We start from the raw sequence: 16720 nt of genomic DNA, 5'->3' as shown, positions 1-16720 counted from the left end.
GAGTGTCAATCCGTCGGTCGGACGTTGACGCGGGCCCGTCGAGGTGCTTGCGCCTGCTCCGCTTGGCCGCGCAGGATCCGCCAGCACAGGTACACGCAGGCGCCGGCCGCGGGTGCGCCGCCCAGCACCGTGGCGGCGATGCCGAGCGGCGTCACCTGATCGGCCAGGTACAGCGGCACCAGCGCGGCCGTGGCGAGGCCGAACTTCGCCGCGAAGATCGCGGTGCACAGCTGATAACGCCGCCGCCGCACCGGATCTCGCCGCCAGCCGAACCGTTCACCGCGGGCCGCCCCGACGACCAGGCCGATCACCGGCCACCGCACCAGCATGGACAGCAGGAACACCGCGGTCCCGGCCGACTGGATGAGCACAGCAGGCAGGTAGAAGTCGACCGCGTGCCCGCTGCTCCCGGCCAGCAGCGCCGACAGCCCGACCATGCCCAGTCCCAGCGTTGCCTGCCAGTACTTCCGGTCGGTGAACACCCGCACCACCGCGAACACCAGCACACCGCCGACCGCCACCAGCGCGGAGGTCAGCACCTGGCCGGAGAGCAGGTAGGCGATCAGGAACAGCACCCGGGAGGCGACGCCCTCGGCGACCGTGCGCCAGCCGCCGACCGCGGCGAACAGCGACACCGATTTCTGGGTCAGCAGAGCGAGGCTCATGCGCTCGCCTTCGCCGGGACGAAGCTGGTGCGGCGCATGGTGTTCTCGTAGGCGGCGAGCGCGTCGAGCAGGGTGATCCGGCCGCGATCGACCTCGGCCAGGGCGTCGCGGAGGTGGTGTGCGTCCTGCATGGCCAGGTTGGCGCCGAAGCCCGGGGCCAGGTGGATGGCGTCACCGAGGACGGTCACTGGACTGGCCTGCCAGGGGAGTGGCGGCGGGATCATCCCGATGCGCAGGGCAACGGTAGCGTCCGGCCAGGCCCGCGCCACCACCGACCGCAGTGCCGGGGGCAGGTCCGAGATCAACTCCGTGGCCCGGTGCCAGACCGCGGCCGGTGATTCGGCTGAACCGAGCCGATCCTGGGTGCTGGGCAGGGCCCACATCAGGTAGTCCTCGACCTCGGCGACCGCGCTGGGGGACAGGGCCGGTAGCCACCGATTCCTTGCGGTGGCAGGGGATTCGGTGAATCGCAGCAGGCCCAGCGCCAGCATCGTGCCGCCTGCCCGCATGCTGGCTGGGCTGTCGCCGATCAGGTCGGGCAACCCGGTGTCGGCCACCGCTCGCAATGGGGTCGCGCCCATGAGCATGCGCCGTCCGGTGTCGACCACCTGCACGTGCGGCAGGTACTGGCGGCGGATCGCCGACCCGATCCCGTCCGCGCCGACCAGCACGTCCGCGGTGTCCACGCTGCCGTCGGCGCACCACACCCGGACCGTGCCGTCGCCGCGCTGCACGAACCGGGTGACCTCCGAGTCGAATCGCACCACCTCTTCCAGTCCGGTCAGCAATACCGCGCGCAGCAACGGGCGATGAGCCTGCCGACCGGGTCGCGCCCGACCGGCCAAGCCGTCGGATGGCTGCGTGCTCTCGACGGCGAGCGAACCGTCCACTTCGGACAGTGCGAGGGTCTGCTCGCGCGGTCCGCCCATGGTGGCTTCGGCCATCGCGGCGTGTGCCGGTGGCAGACAGGCCCGCAGTGCCGAGGCGCCGCGCTCGTCGATGTGCAGGCTGATGCCCTGTGGACGTCCCTGAGCGCTGTCCCGCTCGTACACGACCACGTCGATCCCCGCCCGGCGTAACCCGTGCGCCAGCGTCAGCCCGCCCACTCCCGCGCCGACCACGATCACCCTCATGTCCCAGCCACCTTTCTTCATCGCCTGATGAAGAACACCCTACGGACGAGGGGAGTGAAACGCCACCAGGTGATGAAGAAACGGGTGTTAGGCTGCCTCGGTCATGACAGAACCAGGCACCCACCGTCGTCCCGGCCGCTGGCGGTCCGGCGCGGAGAGCAAGCAGCGGATCCTGCGGACGGCCCGCGATCTGTTCGGCCAGCACGGTTACGGCGGTACGACCGTGCGCGCGATCGCCACCGCGGCCGGGGTGGACCCGGCGATGGTGTTCTACTTCTTCACCAACAAACAGGGCCTGTTCGCCGCCGCGGTCGAGATGTCCGGCGCCGTCCCGCCCGCCATCGAGTCGATCTTCACCGCGGGTCTCGACGGCATTGGCGAGCGCGTTGTCCGCACGCTGCTGGAGAACCTGGACAAGTCCGACCGCACGCCACTGGTGATGCTGACCAGGTCCGCGCCCACCGACAACCAGTCCGAGGCGCTGCTGCGCGAGTTCATCGACCGGGAGATCACCGACCGGCTCGCGGCCCTGCTCGACACCCCGGACGCCGCCCTGCGCGCGGGCATGGTCAACGTGCAGATCCTGGGGCTGGCGGTGGCGCGCTACATCGTGCGGATCGAGCCGATCGCGTCAGCCCCGGTCGATGAGCTGGTGGCCCGGTTCGGTCCGCTGGTGCAGCACTGCCTGACGGGGTAGTCAGGCGGGTTTGTCCAGGACCAGCGCGGTGTACCGGCACGGCGCGACCAGGCCGGTCAGGTGCGCGTCCATGATCCGGATCAGCTGTCGCCAGTCGGCCTCGGTCAGCCCGGCCAGCGCGGGCCGGTACCGGCGGGCCGCCCACCGTCCGGCCCTGGTGGACAGGATCCGGCGCAGCACCGGGGCCACCCGGCCGTAGTGGGCCAGGGCATGCGGGGTCCAGTCGTGCACCGCGCGCACGGTGAAACCGGTGGCCACGGCGGTGCTGAGGTAGCGGTTGAGGGGCTCGAACTGCTCGAAGTGCCAGGTGTCGCGGACCAGCCGGTCCGGGTCGAGCGTCTCGATGGTGCTGGGATCGGCCTCGCGCCAGGTGAAGTCGACCAGGACCAGCCTGCCGCCGGGGCGGAGCAGGCGGTGGGCCTGGGTGAGGAACGCGCGCCTGCCCGCCGGGCCGAAGTGGAAGGCGGCTTCCAGGCAGTGGATGCGGTCCAGTGCCCCGTCGGACAGGTCGATCTCCGCGGCTGAGGGCGGCGGCGCGGTGACGTCCGCGACGGCGAAGCGGGCGCCCGGCTGCTGCCCGAACCGGGCGCCGGCCTCGGCGATCTGCTCGGGCTGGATGTCCACGCCCAGTGCCTGACAACCCTGCCGGGCCAGCCAGGCCGTGGTGAGCCCGCGGCCGCAACAGGCGTCCAGCACGACCTCGCCCGGCTGGGCTTCGAGCAGCCCGAGCGAACGGCGGACCAGCCTGCGCTGGAACCGGCCGAGGCCGCCGATCGCCAGCGGCAGGGTCGGCCAGGTCAGGTAGCCGACGTTGACCAGATCGCCCCAGCCGACCGCGCCCAGCACCCGGAAAAGCACGCTGCTGTCGTTGTAGGCGTCGGCGATGCCGTCGGGGCTCATGTCTGCTGTTCCTCCGCTGGCCGGGGTGTCCGCTGGCGCGAGTGTGCGGCACCGGCAGGATGGTGACATGGAATCGCAGCGGGCTGAGGAGCGGGTACGTGCCGCTCTGGCGGAGCTGGTGCCCACCTTCGGTTCACCGGTGGTGCTGGCCCCGCTGACCGTGGTGCCCAGCACCGAGGTGGTGGACCGCGGACATGGCCTGCGGCGCCGGTTGGGCACGATGTTCACGGTCGCGTACGGCTTGCTGGAGAGTGTGCTCGGCGGTGCGGGCGGCGAGGCCGAGGAGCGGCGGCACACGCGGCCGGAGGGCTTCATCCACACCGACGCCGGCCGGTTCGTCGGCTTCGACGAGGAGATCGAACAGCTGGAGCGGTGGGTGGTCAGCGACGGCGCCGCGGTCGCCGTGGTGGAAGAGGACGGCGCGGACTTCACGCTGCGCTGGCACAGCGCGGCCGATCCCCGGCCAGGGGCCGAGGACGTCGGCGGCGATGTGCCCTACCTGCGGCTGGTCTTCGCCGACAGCTCTCAGGTGGGATTGCAGCTGTCGGCGGAAGAGCGGGCCACGGTGCTGGCCGCGCTCTGAACCGCCGGGCTGACCACCGCGGGAACGGGTTCGGGGGCCGGTTCGGCCCGGACCGCGGCGATCCCGCCCAGGATCAGCGCGCCGCCGGCCAGTTGCAGCAGGGTGAGTTCCTCGCCGAGCAGCAGCCAGGCGAAGATCGAGGCGGAGACGACCTCCAGCAGGCCGATGAAGGAGGCCAGGCGGGAGCCGAGCAGGTTGGAGGCGGCGATGCCGGTGGCGTAGGAGACGGCGGTGCCGACGATCGCGACCACCAGCAGCGGCGCCCACCACGGCGCGGACTCGCCCAGCACCGTGACCTCGCCGAAGTGCGCGGTGAACGGCAGCAGGTCCAGGGCGCCCGCGAGCAGCAGCAGCACCGCGGCCAGCAGCAGTCCGGTGCCGGCGAGCGCGGTGGGGGACAGGCCGTCTGAGGGGCGGGCGGCGATGACGAAGTAGGCGGCGCAGCCGATGGCCGCGCCAAAGGCGAAGAGCAGGCCGAGCGGGTCCACCGCCTGCACCGCGCCGGGGCCGATCACCAGCACCAGGCCGCCGACCGCCAGTGCGGAACCGGCCAGCACGGCCGCGCCCGGCCTGCGCCGGGTGAGCGCCCAGGTGGCCCCGACCAGCAGCAGCGGCGCGAGGAACTCGATCAGCAGGGCGGGGGCGACCGGGATGCGGGTCAGCGCGGCGAAGTAGGCGAGCTGGGTGAAGGCGACCGCGACCACGCCCATGCCGAGCACCCGCCAGCGGCCCCGCCACAGCACATCCCAGCGGCCGCGCAGCGAGGCCAGGGTGAAGGGCAGCAGCACCAGCCCGGCGACCAGCACCCGGGCGGCGACCGCGGCGGCTGGCGACCAGCCCGCGGCCAGCAGCGGTTTCACGAACGCGCCAGAGGTGCCGAAGGAGACGACGGAGACGACCGCCGCGGTCAGTCCCGCGGACGTCGGAGCGAGCTGCATGGCGCCTCCCGGCAGGTTGTCATGGGCTAAAGTTGCTACGCCCCTGACGCTAAGCTCGCTGGCTGTGAGGAGTCAAATTGCATTTTGCCCCTGACACACAGGAGGCGCTGGAGTTCGTCGCCCTACTCGGCAACACCGCCCCCGGCGCCTCCCGCAGTGGCACGGACGAGCTGGCGACAGTCGAGCAGCTGGCCGATTTGCTGGCCCGGCACACCTATTCCGGCCGCATCGACCACGACGAGGCCGAACTCCGCGAGGTCCGGATCACCAGGGAACTGCTCCGCCAGGTGTGGACCCTGGACCGGGACGACGCGGTCGAGGTGGTCAACCGGATGCTCCGGGAGGCGCGGGCGCTGCCCTACCTGACCCGGCACGACGGCCTCGACTGGCACATCCACGCGACCGCGCCGGAAGCTCCCCTGGCCGAGCGGATCCGGGTGGAGGCGGCTCTCGGCTTGATCGACGTGATCCGGATGGACGAGATGGGGCGGCTGCGGGTGTGCGCCGCGCCGGACTGCACCGGACTGCTGCTGGACCTCTCGCGCAACGGACTCAAGCGGTTCTGCACGGTGCGCTGCGGGAACCGGATGAACATGATCGCGTTCCGGGAACGTCAGTCCGGGCAGACTCCTTGACAGCGCGGGGAAGGTAAGGCAAGCCTAACCCCTGGTGTCTCGTCTGCTGGGGGCGGGCGCCTGCCGAGGGGCTGGGGTTGCGGGTGGACGTGCAGGGTGCCGACCGGGGCGTGCGGTTGCCGGTGTTGTTGTCCGGGGTGCTGGCGGTCTTCACCGCGCAGCAGGCGCTGAGCCCGGTGCTCGCGCCGCTGGCCCGCGAGGTGGGGCTGGCCGAGATCGCCATCGGCCTGGTGGTCACCGGCGCCGCGGTGATCTTCACCGCGACCGCGCTGTGGTGGGGGCGGGCGGTGGACCGGTTCGGGCACCGGCCGGTGATGCTGGCCGGATCGGCACTGGCGGTGCTCGGCCTGGTCGGCTTCGCCGGTGTCACCCAGGCCGCCCTCGCCGGTGCGCTCAGTCCGGGCGGCACGCTGGCGCTGATGCTGCTCACCCGCAGCGTGATCTTCGGCGCCGGGGTCGGCGCGGTGCCGGTGGCCGCGGTCGCGCTCATCGCGGCGGCCACCAAGGACGAGCGGACCCGTACCAAGGGGATCGGCCAGGTCGGCGCGATGCAGGGCCTGGCCATCGCGCTGGGGCCCGCACTCGGTGGAGCGTTGGGATTCGCCGGGTTGCTGGGGCCGGTGTGGGCCGCGCCAGCGGTGGCCGCGGTGGCGTTGCTCGTGGTGGCGGTGGCCATTCCCGGTGGGCCGCCTGCCGCGCGGACCCGGCCGGCGGGTAGGCGGACGGCGTTGCGGCCGTGGGATCGGCGGCTGTGGCCGGTGCTGGCCAGCGGGTTCGGGCTCTACCTGGCGCTGAGCATGGTGTTGGTGCTGCTCGGATTCCTGGTGCAGGACCGGCTCGGGCTCACCGCGGCGCAGACCGTGACCGCGAGCGGGATCGTCTCCTTCGGCGCGGGGGTCGTGCTGATCCTGGTGCAGGGGGTGGTGGTGCCCAGGCTGGGCTGGCCTGCCGCCCGGCTGTTGCGGGTGGGGGCGCCGATCGGATTGCTCGCGTTGCTGACCCTGCTCGGCGCGGGGCAGTTGTGGATGATCGCGGGCTCGATGGCGTTGCTGGCACTGGGGATCGGGCTGGCCGTGCCGGGGTACGCGACCGCGCCGACGTTGCTGGTCGGACCGGAGGAGCAGGGCGGGGTGGCCGGGCTGGTGCAGACGGTGACCGGATCCACGTTCGTGATCGGGCCCCTCGCCGGGACCGCGCTCTACGGCGTGAATCCGGTGTTCCCGGTGCTGGCCTCGGTGATCGCCTGCGCGCTGGCCACGGCTTTTGTCTGGCTGCACCCGGCGCTGCGACCGGTCCCGCAGGTCACCTGACAGTTTCTTGTCCTCCGATCGGGTGGCCGTTTTGGCTCCTTCGAGTTAGGTTAGGCTAACCAAACTGAGGGGACGCGAGTGAGCACAGTGGATGACATCCGGACACATTGCCCACGGGAGATCCACACCGGTCTGGCCGCGGCGGCGCTGGCAGCGGGGCCGCCGCCGCTGCCGGTGCTGACCGCGCCCTGGTCGATGGCGCTGGTCCGGCCCGAGGGCGAGGATCTCGACCTGGTGCACGAGTGGATGAACCTGCCGCACGTGGCCGAGTTCTGGGACCAGGCCTGGCCGCGGGAGCGCTGGGCGGCGACCCTGCGCGCGCAGCTGGCCGGGACCTACTGCCGCCCGTTCATCCTGCGGCTGGGCGGCCGCCCGATCGGCTACGTCGAGCTGTACCGGGCGGCCCGCGATGTGGTGGCCGCGCACTATCCGGCGCTGCCGCACGATGTCGGTCTGCACGGCGCGATCGGCGATCCGGAGGTCGCCGGGCAGGGTCTGGCCTACAAGTTCTGGCTGGAGGTGATCCCGGCGGTGTTCGCGGCTGAACCGGACTGCCGCCGGATGGTGACCGACCCCGCCGCCGATCACCGGGTGGCCCGCAGGCTGGACGCCGCGGTGGCCGTGGTGACCGGCGGCGGACTGCTCGGCGAGGTCGACCTGCCGCACAAGCGCGCCGCGCTCTACGCCTACCCGCGCACCCCGGCCGATCTGCCCGCGCTCACGCCGGGCCACTGAGCACCGCGGTGGTGGCCACGACCGTGGTCTCGGTCGGTCCGTAGCTGTTGACCAGCGCGACCCCTGGCACGCTCGTCCGCCACCGCCGCACCCACTCCGGCGCGGCCGCCTCGCCGCCGATGATCACCAGGCGGATCGACGGCGGCAGGGTCAGCTCACCCGCGCACACCGCGTAGGCCAGCTCGTGCCAGTACCCGGTGGGCAGGTCCAGCACGGTGATCCCGGCCGCCGCGCACTCGGCCAGCAGCGCGGCCACCGACTCCACGCCCTCGGTGCGCACCACCAGGCGGGCGCCCGCGCCCAGCGCCAGGTAGACCTCCTCGACGCTGGCGTCGAAGTGCAGCGGCGCGAACTGGAGCACCCGGTCCCGCGCGGTGATCCGGTAGCGACTGGCCGCCGCGCCGAGGAAGGCGGACAGGGCGCCGTGTTCGATGGCCACACCCTTGGGGGTGCCGGTGGTGCCGGAGGTGTAGATGACGTAGGCCAGGTCGTGCGGGGCCGGGCACCACGGCGCACGCGCTGGCGCGGGGGCCAGCGCGGCCACCTCCGGGGCGGTGAGCACCAGGGCGGGCTTGGCGTCGGCCAGCACGGCCTGCCTGCGCGCCGGGGGCGCGGCGGGGTCCAGGGGCAGGTAGGCCGCGCCGGCCTGGAGCACGCCGAGGAAGGTGATCACCGCCGAACCGCCGCGCGGCAGGTCCACCGCGACCAGGTCGCCGCGGCGCACCCCCCGGTGCCGCAACGCCTCGGCCACCCCGCAGATCCCGGCCCACAGCTGGCCGTAGGTCCATTCGCGGTCGCCCTCGACCACGGCGATCGCGCCCAGGTCGTGGGTGAAGACCTCGGCCAGCGGGTACAGCGGTGGCACCGCGGGGGAGTCCAGCCGCCAGGCCCCCGGTCCGGCCGCCGGACGCAGCGGTGTCTTCGGTTCGGCGGCGCTGTGTGCCAGCAGGGTGAGCAGTTCTTCTTGCAGGGCGGTGAGTTCGGCCTGGGTGTAGCGCTCGGGGTGGGCGTCCAGTTCCAGCCACAGCCCGTCCCGCTGCTGGCGGAAGGCTACGCACAGGTCCTCCACCGGACCGGCGGAGACGTTGCGCGCCAACGCCTTGGCCGCGCCGAAGTGCAGTGTGGTGGCGAACGGCAGCACGTTGACCACCGGCCCGAACAGGCTCGCGCCGCCGGTGTCCCGGCGCAGGTCCTCATGCCGGTACCGGTGATGCGGCCGGGTGCGGCGGAGCTGCTCGGCCACCGACCCGGCCAGCGCGGCCAGGCTCACCCCTGGCGGGGTGGGCAGGCGCAGCGGCACGATGTTCATCAGGGTGGCCGCGATCCGCATGTCCGCGGCGGCGGAGCGGGCCAGCACCGGCAGGCCGATGCGCACCTCGTCCACGCCGAGCCTGCGCGCGGTGAGCCCGGCCACGGCGGCGATCGCCAGTTCCGGCCAGGTCCGGGACAGCCGGGAGGCGGTGGCCTTGAGCGCGTCGGCCAGGTCGGCGGGCACCGGGATGGCCAGCCGCAGCGCCAGGCCCGCGCCGACGTTGAAGTCCATAGTGGACAGTGAGGCTGGGGCGGGGGCATTGGCCAGTTCGGACAGCCAGAACTCGCGGTCCTGCTCCCGTTGCGGCGAGTCCGCGTAGGTGGCGTCGGCGGTCAGGGCGGCGGTCACCGAGGTCAGCGGCGGGGCGGGTTCGCGGCCCTCGGCCTGGGCGGTGTGCAGTTCGGCGACCCGGCGCAGCAGCAGCGCGCAGGAGAAGCCGTCCACCGCGATGTGGTGCGCCCGCTGCCACCACCAGTGCTCGGCCGGGCCCACCCGGAGCACGAACTGGGCGGTCAGCGGGCCGGCCTCCAGGCGCACCGGGGTGGCCAGGTCCTCGGCCAGGAGTTTCTCCGCGGTGGCCCGGGGATCGGCCTCGGTCGAGAGGTCCAGTACCCGCACCACCGGGAGTGGTCCGGTTTCCTGCCAGGGTTCCTCGGCCACGCCGAAGACCGCGCGCAGGCCCTCGGTCTCGGTCAGGCAGGTGTAGATCGACTCGACCAGCAGCGCGGTGTCCAGTTCGCCGCGGATCTCCACCACATCGGCGGTGTTGTACGCCGGGCTGTCCGGGGCGAGCTGCTGGCCGAACCAGATGCCGCGCTGCGCGGCGGTGAGCGGACGGCGGGGGGACTCAGGCACGGGTGGCCTCCTTGTTGACGGTGGCCCAGCGGGAGGTGAGCGCGCGCAGCCCGTCGGCCAGTCCGCCCCGCCAGCAGGCCGAGTCGTGACCACCGTGGAACTCGCGGTAGGACAGGTCATAACCCTTGGCGCGCAACACATCGCGCAGCCGCCGGGTGGGTTCGAGCAGTTCCCATTCCAGCAGTCCGACCTCCAGGTCGAAGGCCACCGGCAGCTTGTCCTCGGTGGCCAGGGCCTGGGTCAGCCACTGGGCCCCGGCCTCGAAGGCGGTGCCGCTGGGCCACCAGAACGAACCGGACTGGGCCAGCACGTTGCCGAAGCGGTGCGGGGCCCGCAGTCCGGCGAAGGCCGCGGTCAGCCCGCCCAGGCTCTGCCCGGCCACCACGGTGCGCCGCGGGTCGGTGGTCAGCGGCAGCTGGCGCCCGGCCCAGGGCAGCAGTTCCTCGGTGAGCATGCGCAGGAACAGCTCGTCGCAGGCCAGCTCCACCACCCGGGCGGGCAGGTTCAGCGAGGACACCAGCAGCGCGGCCATCGGCGGGATCGCGCCCTCGGCGATGAGGTTGTCCAGGGTGTGGGTGACCCCGAGGTCGTGCACCCACGCCTCGCCGTCGAAGAGCACCAGCAGCGGCAGATCGGCGTGGTCCTCGCCCGGTGGCTGATACAGCCAGACCTCGCGTTCGTTGCCCAGCACCGCGCTGTCAAATCGGTGTTCCGTCACTCTACCGACCGGTCGGTCGGGACGCGGAAAAAGCCACGGCTGCGGAGGTGCGTCCGGCAGCGCGGCCAGGGACAATGCCGGGCCGCCGAACTTGTTGGGCAGGGTGCCCGGGTTGAGCGGATCGGTGACCGCGAGCGCCTGGAGTTCCCGCCACCGCGCCCGTTCCGGCCCGCGCCACACCTCCGGTGCGGCGGGCGGCTCCGGCAGCGGGGCGAGCTGATAGGTGCCACGCCAGTCCGCCCGCAGCCGGTAGCTCCGGTGCCACACATCGGTGCCCGGCAGCAGGTGCAGCAGGCTGGGGCCGAGGTCGTTGTAGTCGGTGAGCTTGTTGGCGTGCAACAACACCGCGCCCTGCCCGGCATCCCGCCACAGGAAGGTCACGATCCGGTGCGCAGCGTCCTCGGCCGGTTCGACCAGCGGGGTGCCCTCCGCCTCGACCTGCCGCCAGAACGCGGCCAGCGCCGCCGCGTCCGCACCGGCCAGCGCCCGCACCCGGGGGCTCTCGGCCAGCGGCGGCGGGGTCGGCCGCCGGTTGTGCGGCGGTACCGCGGGCAGTCGTCGCGGATTGGGGAACTCGGCCATACCAGCACCTTCCAGATTTTGGTTAGGCTAACCTAACAGCCATGGTCGATGCCGTGGCGCCGATTGGCACCCCTCTTCCCGGACTCCGGGCCTATGTGCTCGACGCCGCACTGCGCCCAGCGGCGGCCGGAGCGCTCGGCGAGCTATATGTGGCCGGGCCGACCGTGGGCCGCGGCTACCTGGGTCAACCGGGACTGACCGCGACCCGCTTCCTCGCCGACCCCTTCGGCGCGCCGGGCGAGCGGATGTACCGCACCGGCGACCAGGTCCGGCTGCGCGGCGGGCAACTGGAGTTCGCCGGCCGGGCAGACCGGCAGGTGAAGATCCGCGGCTTCCGGGTGGAGCCCGCCGAGGTGGAGGCCGCCGTGCTGGCCTGCTCAGGGGTCGCGCTGGCCGCGGTGCTGGCCCGGCCGGACGGCCGCGGCGGCCAGCGACTGCTCGCCTACGTCGTGCCCAGGGCTGACCTGCCCGCGGGCGAGCGACCCGCGCGTGAGCTGCCTGGGGGCGAGCGGCCCGCGGGCAAGCCGCCCGGCGGTGACTTGCCCGGCGGCGGTCCGCTCGGCGACGGTCTGTCCCGCGGCGCGCTGTCCGACGGCGACCTGCCCGATGTGCGGGCCTGGCTGGCCGACCGCCTGCCCGGCCACCTGGTGCCCGAGGCCGTGCTCACCCTGCCCGCCCTGCCGTTGACCCCCAGCGGCAAACTCGACCACGCCGCCCTGCCCGAACCCGCCGCCGCGATCACCGCCACCCGCCCGCCACGCGGGGCCGCCGAGGACCTGATCAGCAACCTGTTCGCCGAGGTGCTCGGAGCCACCGAGGTGGGGCCGGAGGAGGACTTCTTCGCCCTGGGCGGCCATTCCCTGCTGGCCACCCGGCTGCTCAGTCGGATCCGCGCCACCCTGTCCGTCGAGGTGCCGCTGCGCATCCTCTTCGACACCCCCACCCCCGCCGCCCTGGCCACCTGGCTGGCCGACCACGGCGGCCGGTCCCGCCCCCGCCCGGAGTCAGCGCCGGACCGGCACCTGCTCTCACACGCCCAGCGCCGCCTGTGGTTCCTGCAGCGCCTGGACCCCGGCGCGGCCACCTACAACATGCCGCTCACCCTGCACCTGACCGGCCCCCTGGACGTGCCCGCACTCGCCGCCGCACTGTCCGATGTGGCCGGACGACACGAGCCACTGCGCACCCTGCTGCCAGCCGTACACGGCGAACCGGCCCCGAACGTGTTGCCACGCCTGGACTTCGACCTCCAATCGCAGACAGTGTCCGATGTGGACTCCGCACTAGTCGCCGCGGCCCGGCGCCCATTCGACCTGGCCGCCGACGCCCCGCTGCGACCCAGCCTGTTCCGCCTGGATGAGCAGGAGCACGTGCTGCTGCTCCTGCTGCACCACATCGCCGCCGACGAATGGTCCCTGCGCCCACTGCTCGACGACCTGGCCGCCGCCTACCAGGCCCGCCGCGCCAGACACAGTCCACAGTGGACCGAGTTGAGGATCCGCTACCCGGACTACGCGGCCTGGCAGGAGAAACTGCTCGACGACGAAGCCGAGGAACAGCTGGCGTTCTGGCGTGCGCAACTGGCCGACCTGCCCGCCGAACTCGCCCTGCCCGCCGACCGCCCGCGCGGCCAGGGCGACCTCGGCGGCGTGGTGACTTTTTCCGTGCCACCGGAAACCCACCGCGCACTGCGGGCACTCTCCCGCGAGACGGGCGTGACCACGTTCATGGTGCTGCAAGCAGCCCTGGCCACCCTGTGCACCCGGCTCGGCGCGGGCACCGACATCCCACTGGGCACCCCGGTCGCGGGGCGCGGCGACAGCGCCTTCGACGACCTGGTCGGGTTTTTCGTCAACACCCTGGTGCTGCGGGTGAACACCGCGGGCGCACCGAGCTTCCGGGAACTCCTCGCCAGGGTCCGCGAGACCACCCTGGCCGCCTTCGACCACCAGGAGGTGCCCTTCGACCGCGTGGTGGAGGCGGTCAACCCACCGCGCACACCCGGCCGCACCCCGCTGTTCCAGGTGATGCTCAGCCACCGCACCGACACCGGCGCGGACACCGTCCTGGACCGTGGCCTCACTGCCCGGCTGGCCCCGATCAGCGCGGGCGCGGCCAAATTCGACCTCACCTTCGCCTTCAGCGAGACCCCCGGCCGGGACGGCCTGTCCGGACTGGTCGAACACCGCCTCGACCTCTTCGACGCCGGCACCGCCCGCGGCTTCGGCGAACGCCTGGCCCACCTCCTAGCCCTGCTCACCGCCGAACCGGACCGCCCGATCGCCGACCTGCCGCTGCTCACCGAGGCCGAGCACCAGCGGATCTTGCACGAGTGGAACCACACCACGCGCACCCTGACACCCGGCACTGTGCCCGAGCTGTTCGCCGCGCAGGTTCGCCTTGCCCCGCAGGCGATCGCGGTCGCGGTGGACGGCGCCGAACACAGCTACGCCCAACTCGACGACCGCGTCAGCCGGATCGCGCACCTGTTGCGGGAACACGGGATCGGCCCGGAAACCGTGGTGGCCATCGCGCCGCCGCGCACCCTGGACATCGTGGCCACCCAGCTCGCCGTGCTCAAGGCGGGCGGCGCGTTCCTGCCCCTGGACCCGGACTACCCGGCCGACCGGCTCGCGCACCTGATCACCGACGCCCGCCCGCGAGTCCTGCTCACCACCACCGAACTGGCCGCCCGCCTGCCCGCCGAGCTGCCCACGATCCTGCTGGACGACCCCGAGGTGACGCGTCGCCTGGCCACCCTGCCCGGCACCGGGCCAGAAGTCCCGCTGAGTCCCGATCACGCGGCGTATGTCATCTACACCAGCGGATCCACCGGCCTGCCCAAGGGTGTGGTGGTGCCGCATCGCGGGGTGGCGAAACTGGTGGCCACCCAGGAACAGGCCTTCGGCTCGGCCGCAGGTCAACGGGTGCTCTACTTCGCCTCACCCAGTTTCGACGCCGCGTTCTGGCAACTGGTCGGCACCCTGCTCGGCGGCGGCACCCTCGCGGTGATCCCCGCCGAACTACGCGCCCCCAGCGCCGGACTCGCCGATTACCTTCGCGAGCAACGGATCTCGGTCGCCGGACTGCCGCCGTCCATCCTGGCCATGTTCCCGCCGGAGATCACCCTGCCGCCGGAACTCACCCTGGTCGTCGGCGGCGAACGCGTGCCCCCGGAGGTCGTTCGGCGCTGGGGTGCAAGGCATCGCGTGGTCAACGCCTACGGCCCCACCGAGACCACCGTCAACGCCACCCTGTGGGACTGCGATCCCACTCAGCCGGGCCCGGTGCCGATTGGCCGCCCGGACCCCGGTGTGCGGGCCTACGTGCTCGACGAGCGCCTGCGCCCGGTGCCGCCAGGGGTGGTGGCCGAGCTGTACCTCGGCGGCGAGGGCGTGGCCAGAGGCTACCTGGACCGGCCTTCGCTGACCGCGCAACGGTTCCTGGCCGATCCGCACGGCGCACCCGGCGCCCGGATGTACCGCACCGGGGACCTGGTGCGCTGGCGGCCGGACGGCGTGCTGGACTACCTGGGCCGCGCCGACGACCAGGTCAAGATCCGCGGCTTCCGGATCGAACTGGGCGAGGTCGAGGCCGCGCTGGTCGGTTGCCCCGGCGTGCGCACCGCCGCGGTGGCCGTGCGCGAGGGCGCGGCCGGACCGCACCTGGTGGGCTATGTGCTCGCCGACCCCGGCGTGACCGGACCCGAGGTGCGCGCGCACGCCGCCCGCTCCCTGCCCGCGCACATGCTGCCGGTCGCGGTACTTCCGGTGCCCGCACTTCCGTTGACCCCCAACGGAAAACTCGACCTGGCGGCACTGCCGGACCCGGTGCTCGACCGCGGCCCGGCCCGCGCGCCGAGCACCCCGGTCGAGCACAAGCTGTGCGCCGCCGCGGCCGAACTGCTCGGCCTGGCCGAGTTCGGCGTGGACCAGGACTTCTTCGCCGCGGGCGGCCATTCCCTGCTGGCCGCCCGATTCGCCGCCGGCGCGGCCGAGGTGCTCGGCCGCCCGGTCACCGTCGCCGATGTGCTCGCCGCCCCAACGATCGCCGGTCTGCTCGCCCAGGAGACCGCGGCAGACCCGTTCGCGCCGGTGCTGCCACTGCGCGCGGGCGGGCGCGGCGAGCCGCTGTTCTGCGTGCACCCGGCCAGCGGCCTCGGCTGGTGCTACGCCGGTCTGGCCGCCCACCTGGACCGCGAAGTGTTTGCCCTGCAATGCCCCGACCTGACCGGCCACACCCTGGCCTCCCTCGCGGAGCAGCACCTGGCGGCCTTGCGGAAGGTGCGTCCGCACGGCCCGTACCACCTGCTCGGCTGGTCCCTCGGTGGCCTGATCGCGCACGAGCTGGCCGTCCGCCTGCACGCCCAGGGCGAAGAGGTCGCCCAGCTGGTGCTGCTGGACGCCTACCCCGGCACCCGCTGGCGCGGCCAACCGCCGGTCGCGGACCTGAACCGGCACCTGGACCAGCCACTGCCGCCGGGCCTGGACCCGGCGGTGGTGACCGCCAACGTGCGCGCGGCCGCCGAAGTGATCGCGGGCGCGGAATTCGGTGTGCACCAAGGGGATCTGGTGTTCGGCACCGCGACCAGGGACCGGGCGGAACTGCTGTCCACCCATGCCGACTGGGCGGCGTACGTCACCGGCGAGATCGTCAACCACGACCTGGACTTCGGCCACCACGACCTGGCCAGTCCGGCCGCGCAGGCCAAGATCGCCGCGATTGTCGGTGGGCGTGGGTACGTTGGGCGCTGTGACGATGTGGAAAGACCGACTGAGCGCGCTCGCCAAGGACCGCCTGCCCGCTGAGGCCGCGGAAACCTGGATCGAGCTGTTCCAACCGGGCATCCGGCTCGCGTTCTCCGGGCCGGGGCCACGGGTGGCGCGGCTGGGTGGCAACCCGGCGCTGCCACCCGAGATGGAGTGGCCGGGCTGGCCGGACAACGGGCCGCTCAACTTCATCGCCGAGGTGGACTGCGCGGCGCTACCGCGGGAGTTCCTGAGCATTCCGCTGCCGGCCGAGGGCACGCTGCTGTTCTTCTACTTCGACGGCGAACGCCAGCCCGGCTATCCCGACCCGGCCCTGCTTGAGAACATCGAGGGCAGCCGGGTGATCTTCGTGCCCGCGGGCACGGCGGTCACCGAACGCACGCCGCCTGCCGACCTGGACCCGTACCCGAGCGTTGACCTCTTCGCCGAGGTGGTCGCGACCGCCCCGGAACGCGAGCACCTCCTGCTGGACCAGACCCGGACGGCAAGTGGCGCCACCCTGGCCGAGGCCGTTCAGACCGTGCTCGGTCCAGGGCGATCGGGCACCGATGTGTTCGGTGAACTGCGCTGGGACATGGAGAAAGGCCCGTTCCACCAGATCGGTGGGTTCGCCAGCCCGGTCCAGGGCCCGGTGGAGAACGAGGTTGCCGCCGAGGTGCTCGCCGACTCCTGGCGGGACCCGGGCTTCGCCGCGGAGGCGGCCCGCTGGGTGCTGCTCGCGCAGATCGACAGTTGCCAGGAAGCTGACATGTGCTGGGGCGACGTCGGAATGCTGTACTGGGTGATCCGGGCCGAGGATCTGGCCGCAGGCCGGTTCGAGGCAGCGCGGTGCACCATGCAGTGCGGCTGAGCGCTTCCCGGAGGTCGGCGGGTGCCGCCGACCTCCGG

General features: G+C 72.9%; 12 protein-coding genes and 1 pseudogene. 7 read left to right on the top strand and 6 right to left on the bottom strand.

The window, feature by feature from the left end:
- Positions 1-5: 5 nt before the first annotated feature.
- On the bottom strand, positions 6-665 hold the full coding sequence (locus ACTOWY_RS07825) for a DUF3159 domain-containing protein (RefSeq protein WP_441308937.1): 660 nt from the start codon (positions 663-665) through the stop codon (positions 6-8).
- Complete coding sequence (locus ACTOWY_RS07820; RefSeq protein ID WP_441308936.1) at positions 662-1798, bottom strand: FAD-dependent oxidoreductase; 1137 nt, start codon at positions 1796-1798, stop codon at positions 662-664. The genes ACTOWY_RS07825 and ACTOWY_RS07820 overlap by 4 nt, the downstream gene beginning before the upstream one ends.
- A gap of 103 nt (positions 1799-1901) precedes the next feature.
- Here ACTOWY_RS07820 and ACTOWY_RS07815 point away from each other — a divergent pair, with 103 nt between their 5' ends.
- Complete coding sequence (locus tag ACTOWY_RS07815; protein ID WP_441308935.1) at positions 1902-2495, top strand: TetR/AcrR family transcriptional regulator; 594 nt, start codon at positions 1902-1904, stop codon at positions 2493-2495.
- Here the strand turns inward: ACTOWY_RS07815 and ACTOWY_RS07810 are convergent, their stop codons facing one another.
- Complete coding sequence (locus tag ACTOWY_RS07810) at positions 2496-3395, bottom strand: SAM-dependent methyltransferase (protein WP_441308934.1); 900 nt, start codon at positions 3393-3395, stop codon at positions 2496-2498.
- A gap of 67 nt (positions 3396-3462) precedes the next feature.
- On the opposite strand from ACTOWY_RS07810, the gene ACTOWY_RS07805 reads away from it, so the two are divergent.
- A complete protein-coding gene (locus ACTOWY_RS07805) occupies positions 3463-3978 on the top strand; it encodes a hypothetical protein (RefSeq protein ID WP_441308933.1) in 516 nt (171 codons plus the stop codon).
- Here ACTOWY_RS07805 and ACTOWY_RS07800 read toward each other — a convergent pair.
- Positions 3921-4916 carry an EamA family transporter gene (locus ACTOWY_RS07800; protein WP_441308932.1) on the bottom strand — a complete coding sequence of 332 codons (996 nt, stop codon included), beginning with the start codon at positions 4914-4916 and terminating at the stop codon, positions 3921-3923. The two genes, ACTOWY_RS07805 and ACTOWY_RS07800, sit on opposite strands and share 58 nt — an antisense overlap.
- A 77-nt stretch (positions 4917-4993) precedes the next feature.
- Between ACTOWY_RS07800 and ACTOWY_RS07795 the strand changes: the two genes are divergently transcribed.
- The 3 genes from ACTOWY_RS07795 to ACTOWY_RS07785 all read left to right on the top strand — a co-directional run bounded on the left by ACTOWY_RS07795 (position 4994) and on the right by ACTOWY_RS07785 (position 7596).
- Positions 4994-5551 carry a CGNR zinc finger domain-containing protein gene (locus ACTOWY_RS07795; protein WP_441308931.1) on the top strand — a complete coding sequence of 186 codons (558 nt, stop codon included), beginning with the start codon at positions 4994-4996 and terminating at the stop codon, positions 5549-5551.
- Between the two features lie 83 nt (positions 5552-5634).
- Positions 5635-6861: an MFS transporter gene (locus tag ACTOWY_RS07790; protein WP_441308930.1), complete on the top strand. Its 1227-nt coding sequence runs from the start codon at positions 5635-5637 to the stop codon at positions 6859-6861.
- A gap of 78 nt (positions 6862-6939) precedes the next feature.
- A complete protein-coding gene (locus ACTOWY_RS07785; protein WP_441308929.1) occupies positions 6940-7596 on the top strand; it encodes a GNAT family N-acetyltransferase in 657 nt (218 codons plus the stop codon).
- On the opposite strand, the gene ACTOWY_RS07780 is transcribed toward ACTOWY_RS07785, so the two are convergent.
- Complete coding sequence (locus tag ACTOWY_RS07780; RefSeq protein ID WP_441308928.1) at positions 7580-9763, bottom strand: AMP-binding protein; 2184 nt, start codon at positions 9761-9763, stop codon at positions 7580-7582. The genes ACTOWY_RS07785 and ACTOWY_RS07780 overlap by 17 nt on opposite strands.
- The gene (gene fes / locus ACTOWY_RS07775) at positions 9756-11063 is read right to left on the bottom strand and encodes an enterochelin esterase (RefSeq protein ID WP_441308927.1); all 1308 of its coding nucleotides are present in this window, start codon (positions 11061-11063) and stop codon (positions 9756-9758) included. Before fes ends, ACTOWY_RS07780 begins: the two co-directional genes overlap by 8 nt.
- 44 nt (positions 11064-11107) lie before the next feature.
- Between fes and ACTOWY_RS07770 the strand changes: the two are divergent.
- Together ACTOWY_RS07770 and ACTOWY_RS07765 are read left to right on the top strand one after the other, a co-directional pair.
- Positions 11108-15871 (top strand): annotated as a pseudogene (locus ACTOWY_RS07770) (amino acid adenylation domain-containing protein); the annotation flags it as partial.
- Entirely contained in the window at positions 15822-16682 is an 861-nt protein-coding gene (locus ACTOWY_RS07765) for a YwqG family protein (protein WP_441309125.1), read from the top strand. The pseudogene ACTOWY_RS07770 and the gene ACTOWY_RS07765, both read left to right, overlap by 50 nt.
- Positions 16683-16720: the final 38 nt, after the last annotated feature.

The sequence above is a fragment of the Crossiella sp. CA198 genome (genome assembly GCF_052078295.1).
Taxonomy (GTDB): Bacteria; Actinomycetota; Actinomycetes; order Mycobacteriales; family Pseudonocardiaceae; genus Crossiella.
The sequence above is the reverse complement of the archived record's forward strand: the minus strand, read 5'-3'. Positions and strand labels throughout refer to the sequence as shown.